Raw genomic sequence first — 12819 nt, forward strand, 5'->3', positions numbered from 1 at the left:
TGTGAGGCTCCTAACGACTTTAACGCTTATGGAAATTAAAACAGTAGGTATTGCCTGCGATCACGCTGGCTTTCCATTAAAAAAATTTGTTATTCAGTATCTTGAAGAACATAAACTGCCTTATAAAGATTTTGGTTGCAACAGCGACTTAAGTTGTGATTATCCAGACTATGCTCACCCACTGGCAGAAGCGCTTTCAAACGGAGAAGTATATCCTGCCATTGCTATTTGTGGTAGTGGTGAAGGTATGACAATTACACTTAATAAGCATGAAGGAGTAAGAGCAGGTTTGGCTTGGAATAAGGATGTTGCAGAACTTATTCGCCAACACAACGATGCAAATGCGCTTGTTTTGCCAGGTCGTTTTGTTGATAATAAGACTGCTGCGAAGATAATGGATGCTTTTTTCAAGGCAACTTTCGAAGGTGGGCGTCATGAACGGCGTGTGCAGAAGATTGATATTGCAAAATAAGAAGCTGTGTTAGTAATTTTAAAAAGAGAGTTTCTTCCAATTAGAAACTCTCTTTTTTATATCATTTATGTTTATAAAGTCATCAGATATTCTTTCTGCTATCTATATGTGAATTATAAGAATCGTCGAAAACTGCATTTACTGTATTAATTTCCAAGAAAGTGGTAACACCACCTTTGCCCATTCTCCCTGAAATATAAGCTATTTTATCGTTAGGTGCTATGTATTTTCTTTGACGTAACATTCGTAAAGCTGCTTTGAAAAGTTCGTGTTTCGACTTTTTCTCTTGTTGATATATTGGGATTAGTCCATAGCTGAGATTCAACCAACGTTGCAATTTATCGTGATAACAAATTGCCAATACAGGATTCGGACCACGAAAAGCTGCTAAATTACGTGCTGTTTTACCAGTGTCGCCATCTGTTATAATGCCTTTTACTCCCAGATGTTCGGTTGCTTCAATAGCACATTTGGCTAAAAACTCTCGTTGTCCCATATCATCGTTCAATGGAATCTTCAAAAATCCTTCACGATGTGCGTCTTTCTCTGCGCGTTCGGCAATAGTTGCCATTGTGCGGCAAGCTTCAATTGGATATTTTCCGTTCGCAGTTTCGCCACTCAACATCAATGCATCGGTGTAACCATAAATAGCATTTGCAATATCGGTTACTTCTGCGCGGGTAGGACGCGGGTTGTTTATCATTGTGTGAAGCATTTGTGTCGCAACAATTACGGGTTTGCGCTTTGCAATACATTTTCTGATTATGCTGCGTTGAATACCAGGAATTTGTTCTATTGGGACTTCTATTCCTAAATCTCCTCGTGCAATCATTATTCCGTACGATGCATCTATAATTTCATCGATATTATCAACACCTTCTTGATTTTCTATCTTCGAAATTATTTTTATATCCGAATTGTGTTCGTCTAAAATATCTTGGACTGCTTTAACATCGGCTGCAGAACGAACAAAAGAGTGGGCGATGAAATCTATGTCGAGGTTGATGGCTAACTTTATGTTTGCAATGTCTTTTTCGGTCAAAGCTGGCAAATCGATATGGACGCCTGGCACATTTACGCTTTTCCGTGCGCCTAACACCCCATCGTTCATCACTTTTGCGGCAAGCATTGGTCCATCGCTTTCAATAATTTCCATATCTATTGCACCATCGTCGAACAATAGGTGGTCGCCAACTTTAACGTCGCTCGCTATATCTTTATAGGAAAGATTTATAAGATCATGAGTAGATTCCACATCCGGGCGTCCGAATATCTTTATTATTTCTCCTGTTTTGTAGGTTATAGGTTCAGCTACACTTGTTGTTCTTACTTCTGGACCTTTCGTATCGATAAGCAAGGCTATGTGAGGTGAAACTGCGCGCGTATTTTTTACGATTTTCTTTATACCGTCTGCCGGTGCATGGGCTGTATTCATACGAACAACATTCATTCCCGAGAAGAATAGTTTACGTAGAAAATCGACCTCACATCTAAAATCGCTGATAGAACATACTATTTTCGTTTGTTTCATATTCCGTGTTGTTTGTTTAGTTAGACATTACCGTAAAAAGGATATACAAAAAGATTGATGCAATAGTTAAGGTGGCTGCAAATATAAGAAAACAAAGTATTGCTTTCTTTCCTATATTGCTAATTTGGAACTTTTGTTTTTTCTTTTCAGCATTTTTGGAGGACAGTAATGGTACAGCAATTGTAGACTCTGTTCCACAGAAAGGGCAATTACACTTTACTGTAACTCCTTCTTCTGCCTGAATACTGTATTCTCGTTTGCAGTTCTTACATTTTACCTGAAAGTAACGTATTGCCATATTTTATCTTGCATCGTCTATTAGAAATTTGTTGCCTACTATTTTTAATTTAACAAGTCGTTGGTCGGTTGTTCCATTTTGCGATAACCGTACTTTGTACCAATCTTTTTCATAATAAGAAACTCTTAAGTTGCGAATTAGCTCGTCTGCATTTTCTAATCCTGAGAGTGTGCCGAATAATCCCCACCAAGCCGATTGTTTATCTAAATCGAAAGCATTTTCGTCGTCTCCGTAAAGAATACGTTTACAGTTATTGGTCAGATACGGCTCGTATTGTGTAACATCTGCCCCGGAAAGTATTGCGTTTAAGTAGAAGGAACGAAGAAAAGTACAAGCCATTGTCTGTATTCGCTTTTGTTTCTGAGCTAAGGCTAATTTTGTCTGCAACATTTCTCGCACCTTCATTACTGAATCACGATGATGTTGCCGCTCAATTCTTACAAGTTCTCTTTGATATTGCTGATACCAACTAAAGGAGAGAAAGGAACCAATCAGGAGTATTGCAAAAAGCAAAGTGAAAATTATTTTTCTCGACCATTTATTGCTCTTGCTTGCAGGTTGTTTTTTCTCCTTGTTCTCGTAGGAGGACTTTTCCTCTTTGTTTTGTGAACTTGTATCCTGGGGTTCAAGGGTTTGTTTTTCTGTTGTAGAAATTTGCTTGTCAGGTATCAGTATAGCCAGTTTCTGTCCACAATATGGACAGACCGAAGTGGTTCGAAGCACATTGTCTACCGAGATTTTAAACTTCTTTCCGCACCTTTTACAAGTTACTTGATAGAGCATTTTTATTTTCTTGCAAATTTAATACTTTTATTTTAGATAATAAAATATTTTTTCTTATTGCCATAAACTTTTTATGTAAACACTTTGGCTGAGTAGTTACGGAAAAACGACAAGAGACCTATATGGATATAGGTGGACACATTTATAACGAATAGATAAATATGTAGAAGTTATGAGTAAAAGTACAAGTATAACAGCGAAGAAGAAAGGTTATTTATCACTGATAAATTTACCATGATATGCTCCTAAAATTTTATAATTAAAATCCACAAGGTTTATAATAACAAAATAAAAATTTATAATTACAGATTTTTATTTTGTTATTATAAATTTTCACAAGCTCTTCAAAGTCCAAAATAATCTATTATCGCGATGTTAAAGATAATTTTGAACTTCTCCATAGAGCCATATCTCTGTAAATCAAACCATAAGAACTGAATTTTTCGTTGTCTTTTTGATATTTCAAGTAGTGAATACTAAATTATAAACACCTACTCGACATGATTACAAAACGTTAAAAAAAGACAATAGCTATGAAATATTTTGAGAAACAAAGAATTATAACTATATTTGTCAATAATAGAGAAAATGCATATTATATTAACCTAACAAAAGAAAAATATGAGAAAGACTTATAAATTTGTGCTGACGCTTTTTGCCATAGTTTATGCACTCAATGTTTCAGCGCAAATTAGTGTAGAGATAAATGTGAAAAATGCTAACAACGAACAACTTGTTGGGTCGGAAATCTCTGTAACTGCAGGCGATTCTACCATATCGTTCGCCATCATGTCTAATCCTAACTATACCATGAAATTACCGTCTGCCGGTTCTTACGAAATATCTGTTGCACATTTGGGGTATGCCCCTTTCAACCTAAACAAGTATTTTTCTAAAGACAGTACTTTGTCGGTAGTATTGGAACCTTGTGCTGTAGATTTAGAGGGGGTAGTTGTTCAAGGAAAAGGACCAAGAAAAATAACCGCTACAGGAGAAGTTTTCCACCTTTCACAAAAAGCTAAAAAAAGTGGTGATCCTTTCCGGGCACTTTCCGAAATACCATTGCTAAATGTAGATATAATTAACCAGAAAGTTACAACAAATGCCGGCGACCCGTTATTGGTCTTAGTAGATGGACACCTGCAAAATTCGGGAATAAGCCCTATAGACCCTAAATTTATAGAGAACGTAGAAATATCCGAAGTTGTAAGTGCAAGATATTTAAAAATGGGCGTGAAGAAAATTATCAATATCAGACTGAAAAAAAACCGTCCACTCTATGCTTATACAGACATACGCACACGGCATGACATTCCTTTACGCGAGGGTTTTGGTGGAGCTAATTTTGAATTTGGAAAAAAGAAATTTGCCGTTTCCGGTTCGGTTTTCTACAATTATCTCCATAAAGACAAATCAGATTTTGAAAGAGAAGAACAATCTCCAAGTGTTTCGCGCATCTTGAAAGGAGAAAAGATAGATGGAAAACATGCATGGGAGAGCAGCGTTATGGCAAAATGGGTTCCAAATAATGCCGATTACTTTTCGTTTGCCATAAAAACGCTCGCACAGAATAGCAGCATTTCCAGAAATTTGGAAGGACAATATATTAAAAACCAGAGTTTCCAACTTAATTCTGACTTCCAAAACAGAGACAAGACAGATGGGGTTCTGGGTGGTATTTACCATGAACACACTTTTAAAAACGAAAGTGTGCTCACCACGTTCTTTCAATATAACTACTGTATTTCTAAAATAAACGAAACACTGAACGAAAACTTTAATAATACTTACCAAGAAACAAATTATGGAGAAAAGACTGCAAGAAACCAATATACACTATCGGTGGACTTTGACACACAAGAGAAATCGTTTGGTGATATAAATATAGGTAACGAACTTGAATATACTCTCGACAAGAATAAAGACGTCTTGGCTATACCACCTGTCTCTGTCAATGTTACCAGATGGAGCAACTACACATATTTAGGCTACACCAATAGCTGGAAGAAATTATTCTATATGGCATCTATAGGTCTGGAGCATTTAGGCGTGAAAGTATTAGAACATACCCACACTTGTTGGCGTCCACGTATATCAACAAGTTTCTCTTTACAATTACCACGTCGACAATCGCTGCGTTTAGCTTACAATTTAGACAACAGTTTGCCTTCGTCAGATATGCTTTTTACCTTCGATAATACTTTAAATCCGATGTTGCATTTAGAAGGCAATCCATATCTCATACCCGAACAGAAGCATAGTCTGAGTTTGTACTACAACAAAGACTTTAAAAACGTCAGAGCCACAATATATGCTTTGCACAAACAAGAGGTAAATATTATAGAACCATATATTTATAGCAACGGTCAGATACAAATACAGTCTTACAAAAACAACGGAACTTACAAAGAAAGTAGAATTGGTGCAAGTGCGCGATATGGCGGAAAAGACCTTACACTATTCTTAGCCGCATCGCATGAATGGAAGAACTTTAACGGTCAAGGTGTAAAAACTTCTGTTGGCATAAATGGATATGTACGTTGGGATTTCGGCAATTTCTTTATTTACTCGCGTCTTGGGTGGAAAAATCGAGATTACACCCCTATTTCAACCATAAAATACGAAAATCCGATAGAAGCACACATACAAATAGCTTGGCAAGCCACAAAACAAGTATATGTATCTGTAGGATTGCCTTACTTCTGGGGAAAGAAAAGTCAGATTACCACAATAGACCAATCTGTTTACAAAAGCTGGCAACGCGATTGTTTCAGAAGTATGAGTTTACGCCCATGGATATTAATTTCATGGACTTTAAGAAAAAATGCAAAAGAAGCTATTCCGAATAAAATGCCCGATCTATAAATATATACTCGTATGCTTTTTCCGAAGTAAAACAAATGGACAGGAAATCAATATTACTGAAATCAGCACTTATAGACCCTGAGCAAACACTTTTGCCCAGGGTTTTATTAAGATTATTGATGTCCGATAAAACTTATAAATAAGCATATTCGGTGCTGTTTTTCTATTCTTATGAATCTATCTGTTAGTGAATTTGCTGATAAAATCGTCTTCCGAAATAATGTCTATTCCAAGTTGTCGTGCCTTTTGGTTCTTGCCCGACGTACTGTTTATATCGTTGTTAATAAGGTAGCTTGTTGATTTCGATACGCTGCCTGTAACTTTTCCGCCTTGACTTTCTATATAGCCCTTCAGCTCGTTTCGGTTCTTGTAATGGTGCACATCGCCTGTGATAACGAAGGTCAATCCGTTGCAAAGAGTTCCCTTCTGGTTTGGTACAGCTTCTTTAATCTGGAGTTCTACGAGCAGATGTTCCACTGTTTCTTTATTCTTTTGGTTCTGGAACCATTTCACAAAACTTGTACTTTTCTCTGGTCCAATACCCGAAATGGTAGAGAATACGGTGAAATCGGTTGTGGTTTGTGCTATCTTGATGAGTTCGGTCAGTGGATATGCCGAAAGTAAACGTGTGCAAACATCTTGTCCAACGAGTGGAATAAACAAGGCATATAGAAAGTTTTTAGCTTCAACCGTTCTTGCTTTCTCTATCGACTTCAGCAAGTTCGACACGCTCTTATTGCCAAATCCTTCCATTGTGCGGAGCTCTTCGGCATGTTCATTTAAGTGGAAAAGGCCGGCATATTCTTTTACCCAACCAAGATTAATGAACTTTTGTACGGTTTGTTCGGAAAGTCCATCGATATTTACACCTTCTTTCGAAACAAAGCGTGCAAATTTCTTTAGTTGTTTTGCAGTGCAGTCTGGGTTGGTGCAATGCAAAGTCTTGGTAGCACTGCTTTCACTTTCTATTATTTCTGTGTCGGCTTTGCATACTGGACAAGTATGTGGAATGGCGAACAAACCAATGGTTTCAATGACGTTGATGACTTTTGGAATAATCTTATTAGATTTTATTACTTCTATTTTTGTACCTTCGCCACCTATTCCGAGACGTTCGCATTCTGATATATTGCAAAGACTTGCCCGTTTGACGGTTGTTCCTTCCAAGCTTACAGGTTTGAAAACTGCAACGGGCGAAATTGTAGAAGCAGCACACGACCATTCAATATATTCCAATTCGGTTGTTGCACTTTCATCTTTCCATTTAAAAGCATAGCCAGCACGCGTTGCATGGTGTCCTGTAATATTGCCAGAAGCAGCATAAATAGTGTCGTCGTACGAGATAACCAAACCATCAACGGGATAGTCGAAAGTGTTTAGCTTATGTGTCCACTCTTGAATTACCTTTTCTAAGTTTTCTATAGTGGGGTTGGATACTTGTTCGTGCTCTACGGTTTTAAAGCCTAAGTTTTCTAAGAAACCCATTCTGCTTCCCCACGATACAATATCCTCATCGGTATGAACCAATGTAAAAGGTATCCAATGAATGTGTCGTGATTTTACTTCTTCTACATTCTTTAATGTCAATGAACCCGAAGCGAGGTTGCGCGGATTAGCATATTCTTCGCCCATTTCCATGTTAAACACATTGAAATCGGTGTAGCTTATAATAGCCTCGCCACGTATGACAATATGTCCTGTGTTCTTTATTCTCGGCAGAATGCCTTCAATTGCACCTGCTAAATGTGTAATATTGGTGCCGATATGACCATCGCCGCGTGTTACGACTTTCGATAATCTACCATTATCGTAGGTAACAACCAAGGTCAGACCGTCTAATTTCCATGAAAGCCAAATAGGTTTTCCTTCTGCCCATTTTGCGAGATCGGCTACGCTTTTTGTCTTTGCAAGTGAAAGAGCCGGATATTCGTGCTCTTCTTTTTCGCCTGCAATGTTGTCGGCACTTACATTAATGGTAGGCGAATCGGGCAGGGTAGTGCCGGTTTCTTCTTCCATACGTTTAAGTTCGTCGAAAGTAGCGTCCCATTCGTGATCCGACATTATTTCAGCCTGACCATTATAATATGTATCTGAAGCCTGATTGAGTTTATCAACAAGCTCACGCATTATAGCTAATTTGTCTTCTTGCATGTCATTCATTTATATATAAAGTAAGAGCCACCGTCGCTCTCGCAAAATCTTTTTATAAGTTGTTGAACGAATTCTGCATTTTGTCTTACCAATGCTTCATTCCCGTCATATCCGTTAATTAGAACCAACAGGTGATTGGTGTTGATGGTTATCTTTGTACGTTCATTATCAGAAGTTGGAGTTCCTACACCGCCAATTCCGTCTCGATATACAGGCAATCCTTGAATATTTATCATTCCACGACCAATGCCCTCATAAGGTTCTCCTTCTTTTCCAATGCCCAATTCGAGCGTATTTCCAACGAACTTGTCAGCATCAAAACCGCCAAGACTGTAGCCATATTTCATAGAAGCAAGATTGATAAGATCTACTAATGTATCTATCTGGTAAAGAGTCTTTCCTTGCAAGATACGTCTGATTAAAGCTTCGGCAGCCGGGCGATAGCGTGAAGGGTCTTTACCACAAATGCGATAAATGCGACGAGTAGCAGCAATACCCGATATTTCTTTTAGTGTTTCAATGGTAAGTTTGTTTTTAAATTCCTCTCCAAGCGTATTTATTTCGTTCCAAAGATCCTGACAATATTGCGAGTTTTTCACTTTTGCTTCAACACAAGCACCAATAAAATTGGGACATACATTCTCTATTTCGTTGCTTACTATTATTTCCATATCTTCTTTATAAGTTTTTTATCGGCAGCTGTCCATTCCAAAGAATCGAATTCTTCTATTCCCAGCCACTTTGCATCGAGATGAACAAAGAGTTTAAAGTTGTAATCGCGTGCCATGCAATCGTAAGCCGTAAGAATAATATTGAAATCAGGATATTCGTAGGTTATGCTTCCTAATTTACCACCAACGTATATGTTCCAGTCCATTTCTTCTTTTATTTCCCTACGCAGTGCATCGTATTCATTCTCATCGGACTTTACTTTTCCACCGGGAAATTCCCAATGTTCGGCAATATAAGTCGGACCGGTTCTTAGTCGTTGCGTGCAAAGAAACTTGTCTTCTTTATGAATAACTGCACAAACAACTTTTATAGTTCTTTTTTCCATCTTGCCATTATTTTGCTACAAATGTACTACAAATAAACTAATATCTAATGACTTTTGCAAAAATATACTGTTAAAGACTTTCCACATCATATCTTTTGTATACCTTTGTGGGCGTTTTTGTGAATACACAATTTAATAATTACTAATAAAAGAATAAGAGGAAATGTCTACTTTAACAATCGCGATTATTGTCGTCTTTGTTCTTGGCTATGCAATGATAGCCATGGAAAGCTTAGTGAAAATAGATAAAGCTGCCATAGCTTTGTTGATGTTTGTATTTTGTTGGACGCTATACATGTTCGATCCTGCTCCATTCGTCCAATTGATGCATGCTGGCAATGTCTCGGAATGGACAGGACACGTAACAGGCTTTGTCAATAAACTCATCATAGACCATTTAGGAGATACTTCCACAACTCTGTTCTTCTTGATGGGGGCAATGACGATTGTTGAAATTGTTGACCAGAATGGCGGTTTCAATTGGGTAAAAGGGGTTATGCGAACAAAGTCTAAACGGGCATTGTTGTGGCGCATAGCCTTCATGACTTTCTTCTTGTCTGCAATTTTAGACAACCTCACCACGAGTATCGTCATGATAATGATACTTCGTAAACTCATTTCAGACAAACAAGACAGAATGGTTTATGCAGCACTGGTCATTGTAGCTGCCAATTCTGGAGGTGCATTCTCTCCAATTGGAGACGTTACAACTATTATGTTGTGGAATGCAGGCACGATAACTGCAGCGGGAGTTATCAGTGAAATATTTATACCATCTGTTGTTTCCATGATAATTCCTGCATTTATTCTGCAATACATGCTAAAGGGCGAGCTGTCCCTTCCAGCTAATTCAGAAGCGGGAACTTCGGAAGTCGGAGAGTTTGGAAGCAAAGAACGAAAGATTGTATTCATAGTTGGAGTTGGTGGCTTGTGCTGTGTTCCCATCTTTAAATCAATTACTCATCTTCCTCCATTTGTAGGGATTATGCTTGTCTTGGGATTATTGTGGACCGTAACCGAATTGTTTTACAGACATTTACATCGTGTAAAGGGCGACGGCGTAAGTTTTGCAAAACGAGTAACAAGCCTTCTTTCTCGTATAGATATGTCGACTATTCTTTTCTTCCTTGGAATTCTGATGGCAGTTGCATGTCTGGAAGAGATTGGCGTGCTGATGAATCTTGGCAAGTCGTTGAATGTAGTATTCGATGGAAATCATTATGCCGTAACAGGGATTATAGGTGTGCTGTCGTCTATAGTGGATAATGTACCTTTAGTTGCAGGAAGTATGGGAATGTACCCAATTCAAGCTATGGGCGACATGGCGGTTGATGGAATATTCTGGCAGTTGCTTGCATATTGTGCTGGTGTTGGAGGCTCGATGCTTATTATCGGCAGTGCAGCAGGTGTCGTAGTTATGGGATTAGAGAAAATAACCTTTGGCTGGTACATGAAGAAGATCACCTGGATAGCCTTTGTTGGTTATATAGCAGGTATTCTTTCTTACTATCTTATTCGTACATTCATATTCAAGACTCCATTGTAAATAACATAAGTCCGGCGAATTATTCGGGCATAGAGTTACTGTGCTTCAAGCATCAGAATGCCGCTGTTTACGGTATCTGAGGACAGTTGCTCATGCCTGTTTCGTAACGGCATTTGTCGTAACCCCGTAGCGATGATTGCCGTAACTCCGTAGCGACGATTGCCGTAACCCCGTAGCGATGATTGCCGTAACCCCGTAGCGATGATTGTCGTAACCCCGTAGCGACGATTGCCGTAACCCCGTAGCGACGATTGCCGTAACTCCGTAGCGACGATTGTCGTAACTCCGTAGCGATTTTAGGAGCTGTTCAGAAGAGGAATATCATCGGTTCCGCATCATTTTAATTTCATCGGACTAACATCAAATGGTAAAGGAAAAAGAAACAGGAGAGAGACCGTCGTCGCAAAGTTAAATTAAACTTCGCTGAAGGTCTTTCTCTCTTTTTATTAATCTGAAGTCTTTCTTTTCTGGATATATCTTTCTATCCAATTCAAAATATCTCTTAACAAAAAAAACTTTTCCTGAAAACACCGCACAAACGAAAAAGATTTGTGTATATTTGCAACGGAAGAATCTATTATCCTTAACGGGAATAGAAATCTCATAACCATTATACAACAACAATTAAAAACAAATCAGATTATGGAAATACCATTTGCCGAATCTTGGAAAATCAAGATGATCGAATCGATTAAGAAAAGTACGCGTGAAGAAAGGGAACAATGGCTAAAAGAAGCACACTACAATGTGTTCCAGCTGAAGGCAGAGCAAGTTTACATTGATTTACTTACCGATAGTGGTACAGGTGCAATGTCCGACAAGCAATGGGCTGCCATGATGTTGGGCGATGAAAGCTATGCAGGAGCCACGTCGTTCTATAAATTCGAAGAAACAGTACGAAGAATCCTTGGAATGAAATATGTTATTCCAACCCATCAAGGACGTGCTGCCGAGAATGTTCTCTTCTCGCATCTTGTAAAAGCAGGCAACGTTATCCCTGGAAATGCACACTTCGATACGACAAAGGGGCATATAGAAAGCAGAAAGGCACATGCAATCGACGTTACAACTGATGATGCAAAAGATACTCAGAAAGAAGTTCCTTTTAAAGGTAACGTCTGTTTGAAGAAACTTGAGAAAGTTTTGCAAGAGAATAAAGGCAATGTCCCATTTATGGTGCTCACTGTTACCAATAACACAGTGGGAGGTCAGCCTGTCAGTATGAAGAATATAAAAGAAACCTGCGCACTCTGTCATAAATACGGCGTACCCGTTGTCATGGATTCCGCTCGATTTGCAGAAAATGCTTATTTCATAAAGATGCGTGAAGAAGGCTATGCCGATAAGACCATCAAAGAGATTGTACTCGAGATGTACAAAGATGCTGATGCTGCTACAATGTCTGCAAAGAAAGATGGCGTAGTAAATATGGGAGGCTTTATTGCTACCAATAACAAAGATTGGTTCGAAGGAGCAAAAATGTTCTGTATCCCAATGGAAGGTTATGTTACTTATGGCGGAATGAGTGGGCGCGATCTTAATGCGTTAGCACAAGGATTAGAAGAAAATACGGAGTTCGACATGCTTCAGACACGTATCCACCAAGTAGAATATTTGGCAAAGAAACTCGATGAATATGGAATTCCTTACCAGCGTCCTGCCGGAGGGCATGCTATCTTTGTAGATGCAAGCAAAGTTCTCACTCACGTTCCAAAAGAAGAATTTCCGGCACAGACATTAACCTGCGAACTTTATCTTGAAGCAGGTATTCGTGGCGTGGAAGTTGGCTATATGCTTGCAGACCGTGACCCTGAAACTGGTGAGAACCGTTTTGGCGGACTCGATCTTCTCCGTTTGGCAATTCCTCGTCGTGTATATACCGACAACCACATGAACGTTGTAGCTGCTGCCTTAAAGAACGTATTCGACCGTAGGGAAAGCATTACCCGTGGTGTCGCAATAGAATGGGAAGCCCCGTTAATGAGGCACTTTACCGTTCAGTTGAAACGCCTGAAGTAATATTTGTTTGTTCAATGTAATATAAGTTTTAATCAACTTAAAGCTAAACGAAAGATTAGGAGATGTCTATCATACTGGAATGATAGTTCTCTGAATA

The 12819-nt window shown here is 38.7% G+C and carries 9 protein-coding genes; 4 read left to right on the plus strand and 5 right to left on the minus strand.

Going from position 1 to position 12819, the window contains the following annotated elements; all coding sequences use genetic code 11:
* The first annotated feature begins 28 nt into the window (after positions 1-28).
* Positions 29-472 (plus strand): RpiB/LacA/LacB family sugar-phosphate isomerase, encoded by a 444-nt coding sequence (locus RDV52_RS07580; protein WP_004366237.1) that lies wholly within the window; start codon positions 29-31, stop codon positions 470-472.
* A gap of 82 nt (positions 473-554) precedes the next feature.
* Here the strand turns inward: RDV52_RS07580 and pyk are convergent, their stop codons facing one another.
* Together pyk and RDV52_RS07590 are read right to left on the minus strand one after the other, a co-directional pair.
* Positions 555-2003 carry a pyruvate kinase gene (pyk, locus tag RDV52_RS07585; protein ID WP_004364454.1) on the minus strand — a complete coding sequence of 483 codons (1449 nt, stop codon included), beginning with the start codon at positions 2001-2003 and terminating at the stop codon, positions 555-557.
* Positions 2004-2304: 301 nt separating this feature from the next.
* The gene (locus RDV52_RS07590; protein ID WP_004366236.1) at positions 2305-3084 is read right to left on the minus strand and encodes a hypothetical protein; all 780 of its coding nucleotides are present in this window, start codon (positions 3082-3084) and stop codon (positions 2305-2307) included.
* A gap of 621 nt (positions 3085-3705) precedes the next feature.
* Between RDV52_RS07590 and RDV52_RS07595 the strand changes: the two genes are divergently transcribed.
* Entirely contained in the window at positions 3706-5949 is a 2244-nt protein-coding gene (locus RDV52_RS07595) for a TonB-dependent receptor (RefSeq protein WP_004366235.1), read from the plus strand.
* 177 nt (positions 5950-6126) lie between these two features.
* On the opposite strand, the gene ligA is transcribed toward RDV52_RS07595, so the two are convergent.
* From ligA to RDV52_RS07610, 3 genes are read right to left on the minus strand one after another with little or no spacing between them, the layout of a single operon-like run.
* Positions 6127-8100 (minus strand): NAD-dependent DNA ligase LigA, encoded by a 1974-nt coding sequence (gene ligA, locus RDV52_RS07600; protein ID WP_040557023.1) that lies wholly within the window; start codon positions 8098-8100, stop codon positions 6127-6129.
* A 5-nt stretch (positions 8101-8105) separates the two neighbouring features.
* A complete protein-coding gene (locus RDV52_RS07605; RefSeq protein ID WP_004366233.1) occupies positions 8106-8771 on the minus strand; it encodes a B3/B4 domain-containing protein in 666 nt (221 codons plus the stop codon).
* Complete coding sequence (locus RDV52_RS07610) at positions 8762-9157, minus strand: (deoxy)nucleoside triphosphate pyrophosphohydrolase (RefSeq protein WP_004364461.1); 396 nt, start codon at positions 9155-9157, stop codon at positions 8762-8764. The genes RDV52_RS07605 and RDV52_RS07610 overlap by 10 nt, the downstream gene beginning before the upstream one ends.
* A gap of 163 nt (positions 9158-9320) precedes the next feature.
* On the opposite strand from RDV52_RS07610, the gene nhaD reads away from it, so the two are divergent.
* Both nhaD and RDV52_RS07620 read left to right on the plus strand, forming a co-directional pair.
* Complete coding sequence (gene nhaD, locus RDV52_RS07615; protein ID WP_004362699.1) at positions 9321-10703, plus strand: sodium:proton antiporter NhaD; 1383 nt, start codon at positions 9321-9323, stop codon at positions 10701-10703.
* Positions 10704-11345: 642 nt separating this feature from the next.
* Positions 11346-12722, plus strand: a complete 1377-nt coding sequence (locus RDV52_RS07620) for a tryptophanase (protein WP_004362700.1) — start codon at positions 11346-11348, stop codon at positions 12720-12722.
* The last annotated feature ends 97 nt before the right edge of the window (positions 12723-12819 follow it).

The sequence above is a fragment of the Prevotella nigrescens genome, assembly GCF_031191185.1.
In the GTDB taxonomy this organism is placed as follows: domain Bacteria; phylum Bacteroidota; class Bacteroidia; order Bacteroidales; family Bacteroidaceae; genus Prevotella; species Prevotella nigrescens.

What these genes read in the sequence shown, in the direction of transcription:
- ligA (WP_040557023.1), bottom strand. Translation starts at nt 8,100, where the DNA reads ATGCAAGAAGACAAATTAGCTATAATGCGTGAGCTTGTTGATAAACTC.
- RDV52_RS07580 (WP_004366237.1), top strand. Translation starts at nt 29, where the DNA reads ATGGAAATTAAAACAGTAGGTATTGCCTGCGATCACGCTGGCTTTCCA.
- pyk (WP_004364454.1), bottom strand. Translation starts at nt 2,003, where the DNA reads ATGAAACAAACGAAAATAGTATGTTCTATCAGCGATTTTAGATGTGAG.
- RDV52_RS07595 (WP_004366235.1), top strand. Translation starts at nt 3,706, where the DNA reads ATGAGAAAGACTTATAAATTTGTGCTGACGCTTTTTGCCATAGTTTAT.
- RDV52_RS07610 (WP_004364461.1), bottom strand. Translation starts at nt 9,157, where the DNA reads ATGGAAAAAAGAACTATAAAAGTTGTTTGTGCAGTTATTCATAAAGAA.
- nhaD (WP_004362699.1), top strand. Translation starts at nt 9,321, where the DNA reads ATGTCTACTTTAACAATCGCGATTATTGTCGTCTTTGTTCTTGGCTAT.
- RDV52_RS07605 (WP_004366233.1), bottom strand. Translation starts at nt 8,771, where the DNA reads ATGGAAATAATAGTAAGCAACGAAATAGAGAATGTATGTCCCAATTTT.
- RDV52_RS07590 (WP_004366236.1), bottom strand. Translation starts at nt 3,084, where the DNA reads ATGCTCTATCAAGTAACTTGTAAAAGGTGCGGAAAGAAGTTTAAAATC.
- RDV52_RS07620 (WP_004362700.1), top strand. Translation starts at nt 11,346, where the DNA reads ATGGAAATACCATTTGCCGAATCTTGGAAAATCAAGATGATCGAATCG.